This is a genomic window from Paenibacillus pinistramenti, assembly GCF_005869875.1.
Lineage (GTDB): Bacteria > Bacillota > Bacilli > Paenibacillales > Paenibacillaceae > Fontibacillus > Fontibacillus pinistramenti.
The window spans coordinates 181,772-201,953 of sequence record NZ_VAWG01000003.1 but is presented as its reverse complement, the minus strand read 5'-3'; the positions used below and the strand labels follow the sequence as shown (position 1 = coordinate 201,953).

Genomic DNA, 20,182 nt, shown 5'->3' with positions numbered 1-20,182 from the left:
TGGAATTTTGCCTGAAATTTTGCGATAATAGACAGGAATGTTAAGGAACGCGAATAGGAAAGTTAAGAAGAGAGGGAATCATCCATTGACAGAACAAGATATAAATATCCAAGCTGAAGAGGTATCTGAGCAGCAGAAAGCCGAAGAGCAGGAGCAGATTGTCCGCCAGGTTGCGAAAGAGCTGAATCTCTCGCCCAAACAGGTGCGTACTACAATTTCGCTGCTGGATGAAGGCAATACCATTCCGTTTATCGCCCGTTACCGCAAAGAGATGACGGGAGAGCTCGACGAGAACCAGCTGCGCGGGATTGAGGAGCGCAATACATATCTGCGCGGCCTTGCCGAGCGCAAACGCGAGGTTATCCGGATTATCGACGAGCAGGGCAAGCTGACGAAAGAACTGGCGGAATCCATCCGTCAGGCGGTAAAGCTGCAGGAAGTAGAGGATCTTTACCGTCCATACCGTCAGAAACGGAAGACACGGGCCAGTGTGGCGAAGGAGAAAGGGCTGGAGCCGCTTGCGCAGTGGCTGCTGTCCCAGCCTGCTAAAGGAGACCCTGCCGCAGAAGCCGCTGCTTATATCAGCGAAGACAAAGGGGTTGCTTCAGCCGAAGAGGCTCTGCAGGGCGCAATGGACATTATCGCCGAGCAGCTGGCTGATGATGCTAAGATCCGCGTATGGGTCCGCCGCTATACGATGGATCATGCTCTTATTGTATCCGAAGCGAAGGACACCGAGCAGGAATCCGTGTACGAAATGTATTACAACTACCGCGAATTGGCGAAAAAGATGCCGCCGCACCGGATTCTCGCCATCAACCGCGGCGAACGCGAGGGCGTACTGAAGATCGGTCTGGAGGTTCCGCCCGAGCCTGTCCACACTTTTATGTCGAAACAGGTTATAAAAGGAGCTTCAGTCACCGCAGCCCTGCTGCAGACTGTAATTGAAGATGCCTACAAACGGCTGATTGCGCCGTCGATAGAGCGCGAGCTGCGCGGCGAGCTGACCGAGAAGGCCGAAGCGCAGGCGATCTCCATCTTCTCCGCGAACCTGCGCAGCCTGCTGCTGCAGCCGCCGGTAAAGGGCAAAACCGTACTCGGCGTCGATCCGGCTTACCGGACAGGCTGCAAGCTTGCCGTGGTAGACGATACCGGCAAGCTGCTGGAGGTGGCCGTTACTTATCCGACTCCGCCGAACAACAAGAAGAAAGAAGCCGCCGCCAAGTTCCACGAGCTGATTGACCGGTACGGCATCAACCTGATTTGCATCGGCAACGGCACGGCTTCACGCGAAACGGAGCAGTTCGTTGCGGAAGTCATTGCCGAGCGCAAGAATCAGGAGGAGCTGGCCTACCTGATCGTCAACGAGGCGGGCGCGAGTGTCTATTCCGCCTCCAAGCTGGCGCAGGAGGAGTTCCCGGATCTTGACGTCGCCGAGCGCAGCGCGGCTTCGATCGCCCGCCGGCTGCAGGATCCGCTGGCAGAGTTGGTGAAGATCGAGCCGAAGGCGATCGGCGTCGGCCAATACCAGCATGACGTTTCACAGAAGCATCTGGACGAGAGCCTGAAGGTGGTTGTCGAGTCTGCGGTTAACCATGTCGGCGTGGATGTGAACACGGCTTCTTCGGCGCTGCTGTCTTATGTATCGGGCGTCAACGCGACAATTGCCAAAAATATCGTGAAATTCCGGGAAGAGAACGGCAAATTCACAAGCCGCAAAATGCTCCAGAAGGTGCCGCGGCTCGGTGCCAAAACGTTCGAGCAGTGCGTAGGCTTCATGCGGATTGCGGGCGGGGAGAACCCGCTGGATTATACGCCGATTCACCCGGAATCTTATGACGTGGTGAACCGTTTGTTCGCTGAGCTTGGGCTAACCATGGATCAGCTCGGCACGAAAGAGCTGGCTGACCGGCTTGCTGCGGTCAATCCCGAGGAGCTGGCGTCGAAGCTGGGCGTCGGCGCACCTACGCTGCGGGACATTATGGACAGCCTAGTCCGTCCTGGCCGGGATCCGCGCGAGGAGCTGCCGCCGCCGATCTTCCGCAAGGACGTGCTCAAGCTGGAAGATCTCGTGCCGGGCATGGAGCTGCAGGGTACAGTCCGCAATGTCATTGACTTTGGTGCTTTTGTAGACATCGGCGTCAAAAATGACGGGCTGGTCCATATCTCCCAGCTCAGCAGCGGCTATGTCAAGCATCCGATGGACGTTGTATCTGTCGGCGACAATGTGACGGTGTGGGTGCTGAACGTAGACGAGAAGAAAGGCCGTGTCGGGTTGACGATGCGCCCTCCGGGCAGCAGCGAAGCCGCTTCCGCAGGCCGCAGCTAATAATTAGAAGCTAATCATTATACAAAGGCATTAACAAAGCCGCAGGTTCCAACTGCTAGAAGCAGCGGGCCTGCGGCTTATTGGTTATTGCACGGATTCTTGTGCTGTAGACAAACGCCGGCTGTCTGTTATTCGGCATGGACCTCTTCGGAAGTCCCGGGCTCAGACATGCGGTTATGATAGAAGAACCAGCAGTCGTTGAGCAGCTTGACCTGGCGCCGGTCTTTCTTATAGAAAGCATTTCTCATTTGGTTGCACAGCCACTTCGGCAAGATATTCGCCTCCTCCGTAATCCTGGTAGGATTATCTATATGGAGATCGGGCTGAATGTGTGCGCTTTTTACTGCAGGGCCTCTGCTTCTGCTTCCGCTTCCGCTTCCTCTTCGTACCACTGCTCTAACTGTGCCTGCAGGGCGCGGATTTCAGTCAGCAGGGAGATCAAAGGATAGCTGCTTTCATTAACAGCCGAGAAGGATTTCTCCAGCCGGTTGATGTAATCCAGCCCGCTGACTATTTCATCAGATTCCCTCAACAGGTCCAGGCTGTCACATTCCGCTACAGCTATGGGCAGAACGGGAACATTGTCCGCAGTCAGTTTATCCACTTCTTTATTAAGGCGCAGATTCAGGGCGCTGAGCTGATAGGCATAATCCGCTGGCATTTCTACAAATATAAGTTCGGTTTCCTGCTGCAGAATACAATAACGCATGATAGGCATTGCGGTAATCTCCCTCCGGTGTTCATTACTACTTGACAGTGTAGCCTAAGGGGAAGTTAAAATTCAAGTACAACCTGACGGCAGAGGGGAGGGACACAGGAATGACAGATCAGGAGCTTCAGGTCTGGGTTGAAGCCATTTCTTTGCGCTCGTTCGGCAGAGCCTTCACCCACAGGGCAACCTTTAATTCCAGGCTCCGTTCGACAGGCGGCCGGTATTTTATGAAGAGCCATAATATCGAGATTAACCCGAAGCAGCTTGAGCATTACGGCACAGCGGAGACCGAGAAGATTATCAAACACGAGCTCTGCCATTATCATTTGCACTTGCTCGGACGCGGTTACCAGCACCGGGACGCTGATTTTAAATCCCTCTTGAAAAAGGTCGACGGCAGCCGCTTCTGCCAAAGCCTGCCCGGCGCCCAGAGCCGGCGTCACCTGCCTTACCGCTATGAGCTGGTCTGCCAAAGCTGCGGACAGAAATACCCCCGCAAGAAGAAAGTGGACGTCAAAAGATACCGCTGCGGTAAATGTGCGGGAAAGCTGAAGTTATTTCCCTTGCAGCCTGAAGCCAAATGAATGATATAATAAACAGGGGTTCACCCCGTTTACTTTACTAAATCTTAAGGAGGCACACCGATATGGCTAAATCGACCGCCCGAAAAATCCGCGACAAACGCGTGCGGGAAGGTAAATTCAATCCGGCTGAAGCAAGGAGCCTTTTTGCCGCCGCTGATCTCAGAACGCGAATGACCAAAACCAAACAAGAGGCTTTGCAGCATCAAAGCCGCAAACACAAGAACCTGATCTTGGAGGGAACAAGAGAAGGTTCTTTTTCTTTATCATTTTGCTTAAATCTGTCTTGACATTGACTTCGCTAATATGGTACATTCATTTATGTCACTGATAACGTTCCCTGATAGCTCAGTTGGTAGAGCACTCGACTGTTAATCGAGTTGTCACAGGTTCGAGTCCTGTTCGGGGAGCCATTTTTATTTGGAGAGATACCCAAGTGGCTATAAGGGGACCCTCTGCTAAGGGGTTAGACTGCGTAAGTGGTGCGAGGGTTCGAATCCCTCTCTCTCCGTAGATGAATTAGAATAAGAGCTGAAGCCTTCGCTTCGGCTCTTATTTTTTTGCAAATATTCAGTATTTCAGCATTCTCAACCGGGGGTTCTCCCAGACGTATCGAGGAAGGCTAAACCTGCAGGGAGCTTTCCAGCACCTGACGGATCGCATGGGCGACTCCATTCTCCTGATTGCTCAGCGTCACCTCGCCGCAGGCGTCCTTGATCTGCTGATGCGCGTTGCCCATTGCGACGCTTCGCCCGGCAATCTTCAGCATGGAGAGATCATTATAGCTGTCGCCGACAGCCATTACTTCCGAAAGCGGGATGCCGTGGAGTTCTGCCATCCGGGCAAGAGCCTGGCCTTTGGAGGCCTCCGGATGCTCGACTTCAAAATTATGATCCGCCGAGACGACCAAGGTCAGTTCAGCATCCTGGCGGAAGCGGCTGCGGCCTGCTTCGAGCTTTGGCTCCATAAAGGAAAAGGCCAGAATGTTATAGATTTCGGCATCTAACGGCACGTTCTGATAGGAGGGAATCCGGAGTATCCCGTGCTGGGCGTATTGTTTTTCTGCGGCATGAAGGAGGGTTTGCAGGGACAGATCCGTTCGGCTGCTCAGCACCCGGTCCATTTCAATCGTCATCAGCTCGTGGCCGTTCTGCGGCGAATAAATGGCGCGGTCAGTCATGACTTCATAGTAATATTCCTGCGCTTCCAGCCACTCCAGCACCTCCATGGCTTTGTCCCGCGGCATCGGAACGGAATGCAGAGAGGAGCCGCTTTGATCATGCATCGTTGCTCCGTTTGCGCCGATTACTGGGGTAAGGATGTCTGCCTGTCTGCAAATTTGCTGCACATCATAATAAGCTCTCCCGGTCGCAATCGTAACCAGAATCCCCTGGCTCTGCGCGTCACGGATGGCAGCCGCATTTTCGGGGCTGATTCTGCCTTCATAGTTCAACAGGGTTCCGTCTAAGTCCACCGCAATCATTTTAATCATTCTTCATCAAGCTCCTTTTTCCTGAAATCGCTTGGAGTCAGAACCTCCACGCCATGCTGTTGCAGCTCCTCCAGCAGTTTTGCGTCCGGCAATTCGTCTGTAATCAGAAGATCTACGTCTGACCAGCTGCCAAAACGGTAATAATTTCTTTTGCCCAGTTTGGAATGATCGGCGAGCACAATGACTTGGGAAGCCTGCTCCATCATCCGCTCCTTCACTCTGCCTTCCTCTTCATACACGGCGAACAAGCCGCCCCCCCTCAATACCGCCAGTCCCGATAAAAGCCTTGTCAGCCTGATACCGCGCCAGCGTGTCGGTGACCGAAGACCCGTATACGTAACGGTGCTCCTTCTGCAGCTGTCCGCCCAGGAGGTGGATGGAAACGCCGGGTTTGGACGATAACACATCCGCTTGGTTGATCGAGTTGGTAATGACATGAGTATCGGCTGCCACCCACATCTCCGCGCAGGCCTGGACCGTAGTGGAAGAGTCGAGGATAACCCGTTCTCCGCTGCGCACCAGCTGGGCGGCGATCCGGCCGATCTGCTGTTTCTCTTTAGAGACCGCAAGCAGTCTTTCGTTATAATCCTTAATTATTTCGTAGGGGGCTGCGGGAAGCAGCGCTCCTCCCCGGGTGCGGATAATGGCCTGCTGCTCCTCCAGCTTGACCAGATCCCGGCGTGCGGTATCTCTGGACACCTGAAAGAGGGAACAGATCTCTTCAATAGTTATCCGTTTATGGGCCTGCAGATAATCAACAATGCTGCGCATGCGTTCTTCTTGGTACATGACTTACCTCCGTAAGTTTATATAAGTGATTATAAGTAAATGTAATCAATATTGCAATATATGTGCATCATTTAAGTAATTATAAGTCATTCCATAAAGAAGAGTGCAGAAGAGTTCTCATTGAAATATTTTTCGGAAAAAAATTTAAAATTATGGTTGCCTACTCCCTATATTTTTGATATACTCAATCTTGTCGCTGCGAAAGACGACTTAAGCGACTAAATCGTAAGGCCCGTTGGTCAAGGGGTTAAGACACCTCCCTTTCACGGAGGTAACAGGGGTTCGAATCCCCTACGGGTCACCAAATATGCGGTAGTGGTGGAATGGCAGACACGCTATCTTGAGGGGGTAGTGGGCGTACGCTCGTGGAGGTTCGAGTCCTCTCTACCGCATAATAAGAACGAAAGACGGCTCATAGGAAACATTCCTGTGAGCCGTCTTTTTGTTTTTTTCGAGAGGCTGTTCAAAATTAAATTCCTCGCGATTTTCTGAAAATACTTAAAATATGTTACAATTGAATTCTGGGTAAGAAAATAAGAATGACTTGGGATGGAGGATAGACTACAGTCCGTGAGTGCCTCTTTTACGTTCAACAAGCGAGGCATATTGGGGATACAGCTGTCCGATACATTCCGTACATATATCATGCGTGAATTCGATCTGAAGATGATTCTTAAGGTAGCTTTCAAGGGAATGCCAGTCTTCCTGGTTATCCCGGATTCTCTTGCAAACCGCACACATAGGAAGCAGCCTGCTGATCGGGGAGCTGGAGAGCCGGTTAATGGAGACTGCTGTTGCAGTATGGAGCGAAGAAATATCGTGAACACTGATGAGGATTCCCTGGACCAAGCCCTTGGGATCTCTTAACGGGGAGGAGTCAAGGAGCAGCCACTGAATTCCTGCCGAGCTGTGGTTCACATATTGAATAGGCTCAAAGGAATCAATGCCGTTAAGCAGATCATCCAGCTTAGACAGACAGTATTGGGCGAGCCGGTCGCCGTTATGGCTTCTGCTCTCCGCAATCTGGATAAGATTGACCCCGCGCCAATTAAATCCGGGACTCACATCATTTTGCAATCCAAGTTGCTGCCAGCATTCATTATAATCAATGATACAGCCCTCAAGATCTGTGAACACTATGGCGTATTTGAGGGATCGCACAGCATTTGCCCACTGCAGATTTAAGTTTCTCACTTTGTTTGCTCCTTGTTTGCGCTAGAAAAAATAGCAAATATTACAAGCAGGGGCTTGCGTAGCTTCTATTATATACGAAGTTGCGTATTTTTACAATAATAATAACTTAGTTGCGTAATTTAAGGCTACAGCTTAATGGAGGACAGGCATCATGCATTCAATTTATGAGCGGATTGATCTCTTGATCCGAATGAAGAAAATGACCAAAAAAAGCTTTTGTGAAAAACTCGGCATCAGTACAGGCAATCTTGGCGACTGGAAGAGAGGCAAATCGACGCCGAGCACCAATAAGCTCATTGAAATCGCCGTTTTCTTTGATGTCAGCCTGGATTGGCTGATGCTGGGGAAGGGCGGAGAGAGTCCTGTCGTGAAAGAGCAGGGGAGCAGTTACAGCCAATATTGCTCTGTGCTGGAGGAAGCGGGCGAGGAGATTTCATTGAGCGAGGAAGAGAAGGCCTTTATCCGCGAATACATTGCTTTTATCCGGTACAGGAAAGCCAGGGAGCAGGGAGAAGAGATTTAAGGAGAAGGGAAATAATAACACAAAATCCCTTGCTGTATTTCTCTTTACTTTTGAAGCGAATAGGTGTATATTATTAATGTTCGTTTCAAAATGTGCGGTAGTGGTGGAATGGCAGACACGCTATCTTGAGGGGGTAGTGGGTGTATACCCGTGGAGGTTCGAGTCCTCTCTACCGCATTTATATTTTAGAACTTAGAGGTTTCTGCATGGAGCATGCTGGCTGGTCTTTCTGGCTGCTGTTTAAAGCAGAAACCTCTTTTTTGTGCTTACCCTTAAGCTTGTCATCTTCCTTAAAAATAAAAGGCCGCCTGAACAAGTTCAGACGACCTTCTTGCTGTTTGCAGTTATTCCCGCTGTTAACCTGTAAAGGTTTGAACGAGCAGGAAGATGTTCAGCGCGATGATAATAATGGTAATGGACCAGGCCAGAATGGAGATCCAGAGCTTATTTACAAACTGCCCCATCTTCGTCTTGCTGCTGGTGAATTTGACCAGCGGAACTACGGCGAAAGGCAGCTGGAGAGATAGAATGACCTGGCTGAAGACCAGCAGATCCTGAATGCCGCCTTCACCGTACAGCGCAGTGACGATTACAGCCGGAATAATGGCGATCAGCCGGGTAATCATCCGCCGCAGCCAGGGCTTCATGCGGAAGTTGATGAACCCCTCCATGACGATCTGTCCGGCAAGCGTGCCGGTAAGGGTCGAGTTCTGTCCCGAAGCGAGCAGGGCGATTGCAAAAACAATGCTGCCAAGCGTCGTGCCGACAATTGGCGTCAGCAGGTGGTAGGCATCCCCGATATCGGCCACACTGGTCATGCCGTTCACATGGAAAGTGGCTGCGGATACTATCAGAATGGCCGAGTTGATCAGCAGGGCAAAAGTAAGGGCAATCGTTGAATCCCACGTCATATAGCGGATCGCCTGCCGTTTGCCGAGCTCGGTCTGGTCGTATTTTCGCGTCTGCACGATGGAAGAATGAAGATACAAATTATGCGGCATTACGGTTGCTCCCAGGATTCCTACGGCAATGTAGAGCATAGCGGGATTTGTAACGATCTCTGCCTTTGGAACATACCCCGTCAGAACCTTCCCCATATCCGGATTGGCCAGAAACAAGTCCACGCCAAAGCAGATGCCGATCGTCAGGATCAGGATAATCACAAAAATTTCCAGAGAACGGAAGCCTTTGTTCTGCAGCAGTAAGATGATCAGGACATCGACGGCTGTAATTAACACCCCGTACAGCAGCGGAATGCCAAACAGCAGATTTAAGGCAATGGCTGAGCCGATGACTTCGGCAAGATCACAGGCGGCGATGGCAAGTTCGCAAAGGACCCACAGGGCATAGGAGACCGGTTTGGAAAAATGGTCCCGGCACGCCTGGGCAAGGTCGCGGCCTGTCACAATTCCCAGTTTGCCCGACAGGTGCTGAAGCAGGACCGCCATCAAATTGGACAGCAGAATGACCGCGAGCAGCGAATAGCCGAACCTTGAGCCGCCTTCAATATCGGTTGCCCAGTTGCCTGGGTCCATGTACCCTACGGCTACAAGGTACCCCGGGCCGGCGAAGGCCAGAAATTTCTTCAAATAGGATCCGGATTTTGGTATATGCATCGAACGATGAGATTCAGCTAAAGAGGGACTGGAGGGTGCCGATTTCCATCCCTTCAAGGGAGGATTTTCATTTTCATAAGTGTTACTCATGGAATTTGATCACCCTTTTCACTTCAAAATGGTTTGGTTATCATTCATTGTACTCCTACAATAGTTTTTGTCTAGGGAAACTTTTTGGCGCAAACGCTTTATTTGTTGATTTGGCGAAGAAAACGGGCTGAAGCCTATTTATATAGGCTGCTGTAAACCTAATGTATGCAATTTTACGGTTTTTGACATCCTAACTTTCAGAGGCCTGAGCTTGTCCATGCGGATGAAGCGCCTAGATTCACAAGATTCAAATGAAGGGACAGGTTTAATATTATAAGGAAGCAGAAAATGAAGGAGTGACCAGATATGGATGCTTTGTATACAGCTGAAGTTAAAGTTCTCGGCGGCCGTGAAGGATCGATTGAATCCTCCGACGGTAATTTGAAGCATAAACTTACAATGCCTAAGGAACTGGGCGGCGCAGGCGGTGAAGGGACAAATCCGGAGCAGCTGTTTGCGGCTGGTTACGGGGCCTGTTTTGAGAGTGCGCTTGCCAATGTAGCCCGTAAGGAAAAGGTGAAGCTGGAAGGCGTGGAAGTGAACAGCCAGGTGACGATCGGCAAAGATGAGGCGGACGGAGGTTTTCAGCTTTCCGTACAGCTTGATGTTAAAATTCCGAATCTGGACAAGAGCCAGGCGCAGGAACTGCTCCATAAAGCGCATGAGTTCTGTCCATATTCCAAAGCGACACGCGGGAATATCGTTGTGAAGCTGAACGCGGTGGATTGAACCATTTTGAATAAAATAGCATTGCCCGGCCCTTCGCCCCAAGGCGGAGGGTTTCTGTTTGCGCTTCCGGCCGGCTTGTCTGATGCACAAGTTGACATTGGGATTAAAATTCTTTAATATGTCTAAGTGCTTGAAAGGATTTTCAATATAAATAAAATATAACGGGTGATGAAAAGATGTCCTCTTACAAACCTAGCGTAGATAACGTCATTTTGGCCAGCAGCAATGAGAAAGACGGCCTGTACGAATTTATAGTTCATATGGTCGATGGAACGGAATGCCGTGTGTTCTATAACCGTACTCCGGAATGGGAGCTGACCAACATCAGCCGACTGCAGAAGACGCCTTGTCCGGTTTGCCGCAAAGATTTTATTTGCAAATGCATGGACAGCTATACAGGCGAAATCAACCGTCAGATGGAAGAAGGTCAATGGCTGGAGAAGCTTACGGCCAAATAACTTTAAGTATACAAAGCCAGATAGAGACAGACGCAGGAGCGCGAGCGAATCCCCATGCGGCAGACCGGAGAAGTAACTTGGTTACTGTGTCTGCTGTATAGGGGATTTTTCATTATCCATATCTTTATTAATTCAGAAAGCAGGGGAGATGGCGATGTTGAAATTTTTGCCTCCCGCAAAAAGTAACCAGTGGTTTCTTTGGTATCTGATCTATGCGGCGGTTGTAACGATTGCCTTATCATTCTACCGGTTTGTGCGGCTTGGAGACCCTTTTGATGCGGGGCTGGTCGGGCGTTTTGCTCTCTTATCGCTGGCCTTATCTGGTGTGCTGCATATCTGCGGCTGGTTTGGCGGCAAGCTGGTGTGGCTGATTACGACTGCCGGGCTGATCGTCGGCTTCTATTCTATGTTCCGCTACACAAAGCATGAACTGTCCGGCTGGGAGGATCTGGCGACATTTTTCTCCTTCCTGATTGTTATTGCGGGCGCGTTCGTACTCGGTTTGGTTGTTGAAGGGGCCGTCCGGCTGTACCGGCATTACCGGTATTCCCAGGATTAGTCTCGGATTGAACAGGCCTAAGAGATGAAAAAACCAGCCGAGCATCCGATTGTGCTGATCGACGGCGTATGTCATTTATGCCAAGGCGCTGCCAAGTTCATTATCCGGCGTGACCCGAAGGGATATTTCCGGTTCGCTTCTCTGCAGTCTGAAACGGGCAGAATGCTGCTGAGTGAATACGGGATTTCTGTGCCTGAGTCTGAACATGGCGAAGCCGAGGTTGATACGGTTGTTCTTATTGAGCATGGAAAATACTATATCCGGTCCGATGCGGCGCTCCGGATCGCGGCAAGGCTGAAATTCCCCTGGAGCCTTCTGCGGGTTATGCGGCTGATTCCCCGACCTATGCGGGACGGTATATACCGGCTTATTGCCAAGCGGCGGTACCGCTGGTTTGGCAAAGATGAAGCCTGTATGGTTCCAACACCGGAGCTGGCTGAGAGATTTGTAGTTGAAGCGCGGCATAAGGATGAACAGTCGAATGAACAGTAATAAGGGATTTCAGTTAATTCCAGTGCTTGCCAAATAGGAGACTCTATGATATTCTGACTGTAAATAAATAGGAACGGACGGAAGCACCGTCAAGAACCGGTTATCGGTTTTTGGCGGTGCTTTTTTTGCGTTCCTGGAAGGAGGGAACAGAAGTGAAAATCCATATGGTGCTGGCGGTGGAGGATCAAAGTTATGTGGAAGCTTTCCTGGAATACGTCCGGGGCAGTGAATATGGCCGCCAGGTCCAGATCACGGCCTTCAGCAGGCCGGACGCCTTCCGGAGATTTTGGCTGGAGACGCAAGCCGAAGTTAAGCCCGACTTTGCTGCCGCCGAGCCGGCATTTGTTGAGGGCTGGCCGGAGAAGGAGGCTGCCGGGCTGGATCTTCCCTGGGTTTGTCTAAGCAATACAGGCATGGAGGAGGTTCAGGCTCCTGTGCTGTCCAAATTCCGTCCGCTGCCGGAGCTGCTGGAGAATCTGCTGGAGCATGGCTGCAGGCGCCATCCAGGGAGCCTTCAGCTTCAAAGCGCCGAAATTCCGAAGGTTCCGGTTGTTGGCATTTATTCAGCGGCTGGCGGCACCGGGAAGACCACGGTAGGACTTCATCTTATGAAGCAGCTCGCATCCGGGGGCAAGAGAGGCTTCTATTTGAATCTCAAAACGTTTGCTCTGCCTTCTTCTTCTGCCTTCAGGCAGGCCGGCAGCCGCGGGCTGGCTGAACTGCTGTATGAGCTGGAAGCAGCTGCCGAGCATGGCCAAATGCCGGATGTTCCTATATCGGGTTATATTGTCCGGCATCCGCTTGTCCAGGGGGACATGTTTGGGCAGGCGGCTAATTTACGGGAATTAATTGAAATGGACAAAGCGGAAACGGTCAGGCTGATTGATTATGTGGCCTCCAGCGGCAGTTATGATTTTGTAGTTGTGGTTTGTGATGCTCATCCGGATGGCCGGGCCGAGGGCTTAATGGAGCGGTGTGATTATTTGATCTGGCTGCTGCTGGATGATGAGGAGGTATTGTGGAGAACGGCGGCTTCTATGGAATATTACGAGAAGTCCAATCCGGAAGCCTATTCCAGGCTGCTTGCCAAAACCCAGTTTGTGTTCAACCGTTTCTCGGGAACTTCATTATTTCCTTCCCCGCGGCCGGAACTAATTCCGTCTATTACACTGCCGGAAATTCCGGACTGGCGGCATTCGTCTAAAGCCAGAGTGCTGGCGGATGCTCCAGCCTTTCAGCGTGACCTGCTGAGATTATGCAGATTGCTTAGAAATGGAGAACACGGAGGGAACTATGGCAGTGCACCTTGGCATGACTGAGGAGCGCATGGCCGAGCTGAGACGGGAGCTGCGCGCCGGGATTGATATGACAGCACCGTTCAGCGATGGAGAGCTGCTCCGCTACATAGAACGCCGTATGCTTCAGGCTGCAGAAATGGAAAGCTGCACCGCTTCGGAGAAGCGGAAGCTGATCCGGAGGATGTTCGATTCGTTCCGCGGGCTGGATGTCCTCCAGCCGCTGGTGGATGACAGAAGCGTTACAGAAATCATGATTAACAGCCATACCGAAATTTTTATCGAACAGAATGGACAGATCAAGCAGGCTCCGCTTCGGTTCGAATCAAGGGAGAGGCTTGAGGATATTATTCAAACCATTGTATCCGGCGTAAATAGGGTCGTTAACGAATCATCGCCGATTGTAGACGCCAGATTGAAGGACGGCTCGCGTGTCAACATTGTACTGCCTCCTGTTGCGCTTAAAGGCCCGACGATGACCATCCGGAAATTTCCGGAGAAGCCGATGAGCATGGAGGACCTCGTTCAGCTGGGCAGCTTGACCGAGGATGCAGCCGTATTCTTGCAGCAGCTGGTCCGCAGTAAATACAACTTGTTTATCAGTGGGGGAACAGGCTCGGGCAAAACAACCTTCCTGAATGCCTTGTCCCAATATATTCCGGCTGATGAGCGGATCATCACCATTGAAGACTCTGCCGAGCTTCAGATTGTGACCGTCCCCAACCTGGTTTCCCTGGAGACGCGCAATGCCAATACAGAGGGGCGGGGAGAAATTACAATCCGGGACCTGATCCGATCTTCCCTCAGGATGAGGCCGAACCGGATTGTCGTGGGGGAGGTGCGCGGAGCGGAGGCACTCGATATGCTGCAGGCGATGAATACCGGGCACGACGGCTCGTTATCAACTGGCCACGCTAACAGTACGGTAGACATGCTCAGCCGGCTCGAGACGATGGTCTTGAGCGGAGCAGAGCTGCCGGTATCCGTGGTTCGCAAGCAGATTGGATCAGCAATTGATATATTTGTACATTTGTCCCGGCTGAGGGACCGGACACGGCGGGTAACGGAAATAGCCGAAGTAGCCGGATTTCAAGATGGTGAAATTGTGCTTCGTCCTTTGTACCTGTTCCGGGAGGAAGGAGAGCAGGACGGTAAAGTGATCGGAAGGCTGGTACGCACAGCGAACAAGCTGCTGCATACCGACAAGCTTTTGATGGCCGGTATTCACCACCTGGATCAATATGGGAAAGAGGAGCGGGGTGGCAGTCAAACCGATGAAAATGGTGGCAGTTCTAAGTGACCGTCTCAGACGAATAAATAAACCGGCACCAAACCCAGCGCAGAATGCTGCGGAGCGGAATGCGCTGCCGGATTACAGCAAGTATCCGTTAAGCTTCATCCAGAAAGCCGCCAGTACGGCGGTTTGCGGAATCGGGCTCTGGGGAGCAGGGTATTTATTTTTCCATAATTGGGTTCTGGCTCTGATGGTCAGCCTCGCTGCTGGTTTTGCCCCCAGGTTGTGGGGTGCTTATCTGCTGGACAGGCGGCGTAATATGCTGGGCATTCAGTTTAAGCAGATGCTTTATTCTTTATCCAGCTCGCTGGCAGCCGGCCGCTCGGTTGAGAACGGGTTCCGCGAAGCGGTGAAAGACCTGCAGTTTCTGTATCCGGACGGAAATACAGACATGATCCGCGAGCTTCGCATTCTTTGTGCAAGGCTGGAATATGGCCAGCCCATTGAAGAAGCGCTGCAGGATTTGAGCAGGCGTGCCGGCCATGAAGACATTACAAACTTTGCGGATGTATTTTCGGTCTGTAAACGGACAGGCGGGGATCTGGTCGAGGTGATCCGGCGGACTTCAACCTTAATTGGGGAGAAAATGGAGATCAGTATGGAGATTAACGTCCTGCTTGCGCAGAAGAAGCTGGAGTCCAATCTGCTCCTGGCCGCACCGGTCTGTTTCCTGGCCTTTATGAATCTCTCCTCTCCGGATTACATGAGCCCGCTGTACAGCGGAGCGGGATTAATGATTTCCGCAGCAGCACTGCTGCTCTACGGGTTCTGCGGCTGGATCACTCGGAAGATCATGAATATTCGGGTATAGGAGGTGGCGTATTGGCTGCGGCCTGGGGTTTGGTTGGTGCAGTAATGCTATTGCTCTGGGGAGGACTCTATCTAAAGGTAAAAGGGAAATACGGAAAGCTGCTCTCCGTCCAGATGAACGGGTTAAAGCTCAAGCAGGCGGCACCGCCGATGCTGTATTGTCTGCAGCTCATTAAGGCCGGCGAACGGTTTCCCGGTTTGATCTTTAAGCTGGGCGGTCTGCTGAGGCGGTTATATGGAGAAACGGCCGGTGGAGAAGCGACGCTGCTGTTTCTAGCGGAAATGATGTCTTATTTTTATTTTTTGGCGGCAGGAGGGTGTTTGCTTTCCTTTCTTATGGGAGGAGACAGCACAGGCATCGTGATCGGTGCTCTGCTGGCGGTGCTGGTCCCGGCGGCCTTAGTCAGCGACCTGCGGAGCAAAGTGAAGCAAAGAGAGCAGGAGATGCTGATCGAGCTGCCTGAGCTGCTGAGCAAAATCATTCTCTTGGTGGGAGCGGGAGAAATTGTGCAGCAGGCTTTCCGGCATTGCATGAATCAGAAGAAAGGATCCGGGCAGCCGCTTTATCAAGAATTGGAAAGAATGCTTGCTGAATGTGACAGCGGCTATTCCTTTGCGCAGGCCTTGGAGAGCTTCAGCAGGAGGTGTGCGGTTCAGGAGGTAGCCTCCTTCTCCACAGCTGTAATGCTGAATTACCGGAGAGGAGGAAGTGATTTTACACTGGCGCTTCGTGAGCTGTCCCATTCTCTATGGGAGAAACGGAAATCAGTTAGCCGGACCCGGGGGGAGCAGGCTTCGTCAAAGCTCCTGTTTCCCATGCTGCTGCTGTTTGTTGTTGTTTTAATGCTGGTGGGGACTCCGGCGTTTGTGATGATGAGCTTTTAAGACTTTTTTCACTAAAGAGGGAGGCGTTTATATGTTAACTGCAATTAGAGAGAAATTTGATTTGCTCAGAGAGGATGAAGAGGGGCTTGGGATGCTTGAGATGATCTTGATCATCGCTGTCATCGTGATTCTGGCTATAATTTTCCGGGACAAGCTGAAGGATATTCTTGAAAGCCTGCTCGGCAAAGCCAAGACGAAAACCGACGATTTTATGGATAACGAGTAATGAAGAGCCTGCTCCGGAAGGAAGAGGGGGCCTTCACGCTGGAGGCCTCCCTGCTGCTTCCAACTGTTTTCCTGACGGTGCTGATCCTGATGTTCTTCTGCCTGTATTTGTATCAAAATGCATTATCCGGGCAGGCGGCAGCCATTGCTGCCGAGCGGGCAGCTTTCTCATGGAGCAACAGCAGCAAAGATCCGCGTACAGGCGCTTATCAGGAAGGAAAGAACGATTCATTATACTGGCGCTTAACGGATGATGCGCTGCTTCAATCTATTTTTGGCTGGGGCTCTTCGGAAAATAAGGTAGCCGCCGGGCTGCCTTTAGATCAATCAGCAGGAACAGCCTCTTTAGCTTTGAAGAAGCTGACTAACACAGGGAGTGAAGTTCCCTCTTCCATTACTGGCCGTTTGGTCTATTCGCATGATGTGCTGAAGCGGAAGATTGAAGCCGATTTTGCCAGAGAGCTGCCCCTATCGCCCTTAAACAAAGCCTTTGGCGGGGAGTGGGGGGTAAGAAGCCGCGCCTCATCGTATATCGTGGAGCCGGCCGAAGGCATCCGTACGGTTGAACTAGCCAGGTACTACACGGCAAAATTCCGCAGAGAAGGAAATTCCGCCTCCAGGCAGGCAGAAGCGGGGAAAGCTTTAACATTATTTGCGAAGTAAGTATTTGGAGGGACGAAGGGATTTTTTTCGGGGGGCGAGAATCGGAATCTCGCAGTTTTGCAAAACCTGGAATCGTAGACTCAGAGAGGAGGAAGTAATGTTCAGGAAGGCAGATCGTGAGCAGGGGGCAGTGAGTGCTTTTCTAATGATGATCTTTGCGGTTATGTTTGCTTTTGTTGCTTTGTTTATCGACTACAGCAGAATGGCGGCTCTCCAAGCCCAAAGCGAGACGGCGCTTCATGCAGCCGTGCGATCTGTTCTGTCATCGTATGATCTCGAATTGCTCGAGCAATATGGATTATTTGCCGTAGGTTCAACTGACAGCTCCTATGTGATGTCGAAAGTGCTCCAGGAGGATTTTAGTTACTCTGAGCGGAGGGATAAGCTCACCCTTATGGGAGCTAAGCTGGATTCTTCCGATTTAACGCTGTCAAGGCCATTGGGAACCTATCCAGTGTTTAAACAGCAAATCCGCGAGCAGATGAAGTATAAAGCACCAATCAATCTGGTCCTGGATCTGCTTAATAAGCTGAAGCCGGCCTCAAACGTGATGAAAGAAGCTTCAAATACAATGGATGTACTGAAGAAGCTTCAAAATCTTTATGATCAAAGAGAGAAGTGGATCGATAAGGTGTATGACGCCCAGAAGAACGGGTTAAGCGAGGTGAGAACTTTAAGTAAATCCGTTAAATCTGAGGGGGATTCATCCGGAAATATGGAGCTGGGCGAAAGTATGTCTACGCTTGAGGATGCGGCTTCCCAATACGGCGAATATCAAAGCAAGCTTGAAGAAGACCGGGGACGCGAGCCTGAAGATAAGAAGTACACCCTTAAATTATTCCGATACAGATCGGGGATATCCAGAATATTTTCACAAGCAAACAAGGAACTTGCCCTATCCCAGTCCACGCACCGGGATTTGCTGGCGGATAGCGAACGCTGGATTAAGCAGGCAAAGGCTTTAAATCAGCAGATGGAAGAGGTCATTCAGGAAGCCGAGCAGCGTTCTGCCGGTGCTGACTATGATGCTGTTGGCAGCAGTCCGGATACGGGCGGAGCAAACCGCTCACAGGCGGAAGGCGGAGGGGAAATCAAGCAGATAAGGGAGCAAACTCGTTCCTTGCTTCGCGAAGCAAGCTTCTTCGATGGGCTGACCGGATTTGTCCGCAATCAGGCGGAGGCTTTTGATAAAGTGCAAAGCAAGACTTCCGGACTGATTGGCCTGAAAGGCCAAGTCGCTGCCGGCACTGCCGGGATGGCTGAATTCTCCGCATCCGTTTCCGCAGCCGGAGCAGCCATTGACCGTTATGTGACCCAGGTCTCGGGCGACCTTACTAGGGAAGAGGCTCAAATTAAGCAGCAGCGCGCGCATGAGGCGGAAGTCAAAACGGCGGAAGAGGCAGCCAAAGGTCAGCTGAAGAAGGCGCGGAGCCTGATTTCAAAATTATCTGATCTTAAGGACAGCTATACCGAGCAGCAAGCCTTGTTCAATACACTTGAAGATTACTACAAATATAATCTGGATTTTAATAAGGAAACCCAGAATAACGGCGATTCCCGGAATAGTGAAACAGAAGATAATTATGAAACGGAAGATAATTATGAAACGGAAGATATTTACGAAACGGGTGACAAGTCCATGAAAGGGATGGATCAGCTGTATGGAAGCCTGTCCTCAATGCTGGAGCATATGTCGGATGCTGGATTTGAGACGGAATATGCGGCTGATTATTTTCAGGAGTTTGATGTAACCCTGCTGAAGTCTTTGTTTGAAGGCGGAGATTCGGCATTGGATGCAGACGTATTTGGGCCAAAGCAGCAGGAGATGGAATACCTTTTATATGGATTTCATAACCCTGGAGGCAATTTAGCAGCTGCGATGGGTGAGATTTTTGCGGTGCGTTTGGCCATTCGTACTATGGAAGGCTTTATCGTCAATGCGAACAAAGGGCACCCCCTTCTGATATTGGCATCAGCCCTGCTGTATGGAGCCGAGCAGGCTGTGGCCGACATGCTTACGCTTGTCCGCACATGCAGTGTGAAGCTTAGCAAGTACATAGATGTTTCGCTCAGCTATAAGGATTATCTGCGGCTGTTCATGCTTGTTCATGGAGGCAGCGATGCCGCACTCTCCAGGATGCTGGCGCTGATCCGTCTGAATACGGGCATTTCAACAGAGGAAAGGGCGACCTATGCCGAAGGAGAAGCGCGTACAGCGATCCCCCTTCTTTTCCTCCCGGGAATTTCCAGTGCCATGAATACTGTGTATTCGGGTCAAGGCGGGATAGAGGGGAGCAGTTATTTTGCGGTTAAACATGCGGCGGATTCCTATTGAGAAGGCGGAAACGGGGCAGGAACAGGAGCAGGAACAGGAGCAGGATCAGGAGCAGGATCAGGAGCTTACGTACGTTTCTGAGTACGGGCGTGAGCAGCATCGACAGAAGAAGGGCTTCAAGCAGTCCGGCGAGGGGGGGATGGTGCTTGAAGCCTCGCTGGTCCTGCCGCTGTTTATCATTTTTATTTTCTTCTTCAGCTATATGGTGCAGATGACGCTGACCTCAACCAGGATGCAGGCGGCTGTGGAAAATGCAGTGAAGCAGGTAACCGCCAATATATATCCGGTTTATTTAGCGGTTCAGTCCACGCAGAAGGAGAGCGGAAATGCCGGAGAAGCTGTGAACAGCAATGATGCCGATTCATCGGGTGGCCGGGAGTCTTTACTGTCTATAAAGGATTTTGCAGATTCCTTCAGTACAAAGCTTCCGTCTCCTTTATCCGATTGGCTGGTCAGTGCGGCTGAGCAGGGGAAAGTGCCGATTGAGCAGCTGCAAACCGAAGCGGCAGAGGCGGTTTTGGATCCCCTCATTAAACCGATATTAGAACCATTTCTCAAGGAATCGGGCTTAAACCCGGAAAGGGCTCATGTTTCTAAAGTGGTTGTTCCGGATTTGAAGACAGGAAAAACGCCATATTTCGGGATTGAAATCAGTTATGAACTGCCGATCCATGTCCCTTTTACCCAAGAGAAGCTGTTTCTTCAATCGAAAGCTTATGAACGTCTTTGGATTGGAGACACAAACGAGCTTAAGGAAGGGATGGGATCAGATGGGGAGAGCACAGCTGCTCAGCCGCTTGTCCTGGAGAAGCCGAACCCTGCATTTGCAGGCAGAAGAGCTTCTATCCAAGCCAAGATCAGCCCAGGGGGTACTGCCAATCTAACCATCTACTACAAGAGCGGCAAGAGTACCGCCAAATATTTGGGTACGGCTGCTGCGGATGAGAACGGGGTTGTGGAGTGGACTTGGCTTGTTGGCGGGAATACGACTCCGGGAACCTGGACTTTTGTCATTGAAACGCCTGAAGGCGGCAGGACAGAAGCGGTGTTTGCTGTCGAGAGCCCGAATAAATCAAATAAATAAAACCAGAAAAACTAGGGCGTACACGCC

21 protein-coding genes, 5 tRNA genes and 1 pseudogene are annotated in these 20,182 nt (G+C 51.1%); 21 read left to right on the top strand and 6 right to left on the bottom strand.

Annotated features, from left to right (window positions below):
- The first annotated feature begins 85 nt into the window (after window positions 1–85).
- Window positions 86–2,329, top strand: a complete 2,244-nt coding sequence (locus FCN15_RS06575; protein WP_275259476.1) for a Tex family protein — start codon at window positions 86–88, stop codon at window positions 2,327–2,329.
- A gap of 128 nt (window positions 2,330–2,457) precedes the next feature.
- Here the strand turns inward: FCN15_RS06575 and cmpA are convergent, their stop codons facing one another.
- The gene (cmpA, locus tag FCN15_RS06570; RefSeq protein WP_138494197.1) at window positions 2,458–2,601 is read right to left on the bottom strand and encodes a cortex morphogenetic protein CmpA; all 144 of its coding nucleotides are present in this window, start codon (window positions 2,599–2,601) and stop codon (window positions 2,458–2,460) included.
- A gap of 68 nt (window positions 2,602–2,669) precedes the next feature.
- Window positions 2,670–3,047, bottom strand: a complete 378-nt coding sequence (locus tag FCN15_RS06565; protein WP_138494196.1) for a hydrolase/acyltransferase — start codon at window positions 3,045–3,047, stop codon at window positions 2,670–2,672.
- A 101-nt stretch (window positions 3,048–3,148) separates the two neighbouring features.
- Here FCN15_RS06565 and FCN15_RS06560 point away from each other — a divergent pair, with 101 nt between their 5' ends.
- From FCN15_RS06560 to FCN15_RS06545, 4 genes are all read left to right on the top strand, one after another.
- Window positions 3,149–3,625, top strand: coding sequence for a SprT family protein (locus tag FCN15_RS06560; protein ID WP_138494195.1), 477 nt, complete (start codon window positions 3,149–3,151; stop codon window positions 3,623–3,625).
- Window positions 3,626–3,687: 62 nt separating this feature from the next.
- Window positions 3,688–3,912 carry a hypothetical protein gene (locus FCN15_RS06555; RefSeq protein WP_138494194.1) on the top strand — a complete coding sequence of 75 codons (225 nt, stop codon included), beginning with the start codon at window positions 3,688–3,690 and terminating at the stop codon, window positions 3,910–3,912.
- Window positions 3,913–3,959: 47 nt separating this feature from the next.
- Window positions 3,960–4,035, top strand: a tRNA-Asn gene (locus FCN15_RS06550).
- A gap of 9 nt (window positions 4,036–4,044) precedes the next feature.
- Window positions 4,045–4,133, top strand: a tRNA-Ser gene (locus FCN15_RS06545).
- Window positions 4,134–4,244: 111 nt separating this feature from the next.
- On the opposite strand, the gene FCN15_RS06540 is transcribed toward FCN15_RS06545, so the two are convergent.
- Both FCN15_RS06540 and FCN15_RS06535 read right to left on the bottom strand, forming a co-directional pair.
- Complete coding sequence (locus FCN15_RS06540) at window positions 4,245–5,111, bottom strand: Cof-type HAD-IIB family hydrolase (RefSeq protein ID WP_138494295.1); 867 nt, start codon at window positions 5,109–5,111, stop codon at window positions 4,245–4,247.
- Window positions 5,111–5,903: pseudogene (locus FCN15_RS06535) on the bottom strand (DeoR/GlpR family DNA-binding transcription regulator). The gene FCN15_RS06540 and the pseudogene FCN15_RS06535 overlap by 1 nt, the downstream one beginning before the upstream one ends.
- A 229-nt stretch (window positions 5,904–6,132) precedes the next feature.
- Between FCN15_RS06535 and FCN15_RS06530 the strand changes: the two are divergent.
- Window positions 6,133–6,207: transfer RNA gene (locus FCN15_RS06530), tRNA-Glu, on the top strand.
- A 5-nt stretch (window positions 6,208–6,212) separates the two neighbouring features.
- A tRNA-Leu gene (locus FCN15_RS06525) sits at window positions 6,213–6,295 on the top strand.
- A gap of 169 nt (window positions 6,296–6,464) precedes the next feature.
- Here FCN15_RS06525 and FCN15_RS06520 read toward each other — a convergent pair.
- A complete protein-coding gene (locus FCN15_RS06520) occupies window positions 6,465–6,968 on the bottom strand; it encodes a hypothetical protein (RefSeq protein WP_162515302.1) in 504 nt (167 codons plus the stop codon).
- 280 nt (window positions 6,969–7,248) lie between these two features.
- Between FCN15_RS06520 and FCN15_RS06515 the strand changes: the two genes are divergently transcribed.
- Entirely contained in the window at window positions 7,249–7,620 is a 372-nt protein-coding gene (locus FCN15_RS06515; RefSeq protein WP_138494192.1) for a helix-turn-helix domain-containing protein, read from the top strand.
- Between the two features lie 94 nt (window positions 7,621–7,714).
- Window positions 7,715–7,797: transfer RNA gene (locus FCN15_RS06510), tRNA-Leu, on the top strand.
- Window positions 7,798–7,976: 179 nt separating this feature from the next.
- On the opposite strand, the gene FCN15_RS06505 is transcribed toward FCN15_RS06510, so the two are convergent.
- Entirely contained in the window at window positions 7,977–9,326 is a 1,350-nt protein-coding gene (locus tag FCN15_RS06505; RefSeq protein WP_138494191.1) for an Nramp family divalent metal transporter, read from the bottom strand.
- Between the two features lie 306 nt (window positions 9,327–9,632).
- Between FCN15_RS06505 and FCN15_RS06500 the strand changes: the two genes are divergently transcribed.
- The 12 genes from FCN15_RS06500 (at window position 9,633) to FCN15_RS06445 (ending at window position 20,155) form a co-directional block, all read left to right on the top strand.
- Window positions 9,633–10,055, top strand: a complete 423-nt coding sequence (locus tag FCN15_RS06500) for an organic hydroperoxide resistance protein (protein WP_138494190.1) — start codon at window positions 9,633–9,635, stop codon at window positions 10,053–10,055.
- Between the two features lie 176 nt (window positions 10,056–10,231).
- Window positions 10,232–10,513, top strand: coding sequence for a hypothetical protein (locus FCN15_RS06495; RefSeq protein ID WP_138494189.1), 282 nt, complete (start codon window positions 10,232–10,234; stop codon window positions 10,511–10,513).
- Window positions 10,514–10,667: 154 nt separating this feature from the next.
- Entirely contained in the window at window positions 10,668–11,072 is a 405-nt protein-coding gene (locus tag FCN15_RS06490) for a hypothetical protein (RefSeq protein WP_138494188.1), read from the top strand.
- Window positions 11,073–11,096: 24 nt separating this feature from the next.
- Window positions 11,097–11,564, top strand: a complete 468-nt coding sequence (locus FCN15_RS06485; RefSeq protein ID WP_138494187.1) for a thiol-disulfide oxidoreductase DCC family protein — start codon at window positions 11,097–11,099, stop codon at window positions 11,562–11,564.
- A gap of 152 nt (window positions 11,565–11,716) precedes the next feature.
- Window positions 11,717–12,883, top strand: coding sequence for a P-loop NTPase family protein (locus tag FCN15_RS06480; protein WP_138494186.1), 1,167 nt, complete (start codon window positions 11,717–11,719; stop codon window positions 12,881–12,883).
- On the top strand, window positions 12,876–14,159 hold the full coding sequence (locus FCN15_RS06475; RefSeq protein WP_138494294.1) for a TadA family conjugal transfer-associated ATPase: 1,284 nt from the start codon (window positions 12,876–12,878) through the stop codon (window positions 14,157–14,159). The genes FCN15_RS06480 and FCN15_RS06475 overlap by 8 nt, the downstream gene beginning before the upstream one ends.
- Window positions 14,134–14,964, top strand: coding sequence for a type II secretion system F family protein (locus tag FCN15_RS06470; protein ID WP_238996539.1), 831 nt, complete (start codon window positions 14,134–14,136; stop codon window positions 14,962–14,964). The genes FCN15_RS06475 and FCN15_RS06470 overlap by 26 nt, the downstream gene beginning before the upstream one ends.
- 11 nt (window positions 14,965–14,975) lie before the next feature.
- Window positions 14,976–15,848 (top strand): type II secretion system F family protein, encoded by an 873-nt coding sequence (locus tag FCN15_RS06465; protein WP_138494185.1) that lies wholly within the window; start codon window positions 14,976–14,978, stop codon window positions 15,846–15,848.
- Between the two features lie 31 nt (window positions 15,849–15,879).
- Window positions 15,880–16,074, top strand: coding sequence for a Flp1 family type IVb pilin (locus FCN15_RS06460; protein WP_138494184.1), 195 nt, complete (start codon window positions 15,880–15,882; stop codon window positions 16,072–16,074).
- Window positions 16,074–16,736: a pilus assembly protein gene (locus FCN15_RS06455; RefSeq protein ID WP_138494183.1), complete on the top strand. Its 663-nt coding sequence runs from the start codon at window positions 16,074–16,076 to the stop codon at window positions 16,734–16,736. Before FCN15_RS06460 ends, FCN15_RS06455 begins: the two co-directional genes overlap by 1 nt.
- A 97-nt stretch (window positions 16,737–16,833) precedes the next feature.
- Window positions 16,834–19,071, top strand: coding sequence for a TadE/TadG family type IV pilus assembly protein (locus FCN15_RS06450; RefSeq protein ID WP_138494182.1), 2,238 nt, complete (start codon window positions 16,834–16,836; stop codon window positions 19,069–19,071).
- Window positions 19,040–20,155: a pilus assembly protein gene (locus FCN15_RS06445; RefSeq protein WP_238996538.1), complete on the top strand. Its 1,116-nt coding sequence runs from the start codon at window positions 19,040–19,042 to the stop codon at window positions 20,153–20,155. Before FCN15_RS06450 ends, FCN15_RS06445 begins: the two co-directional genes overlap by 32 nt.
- The last annotated feature ends 27 nt before the right edge of the window (window positions 20,156–20,182 follow it).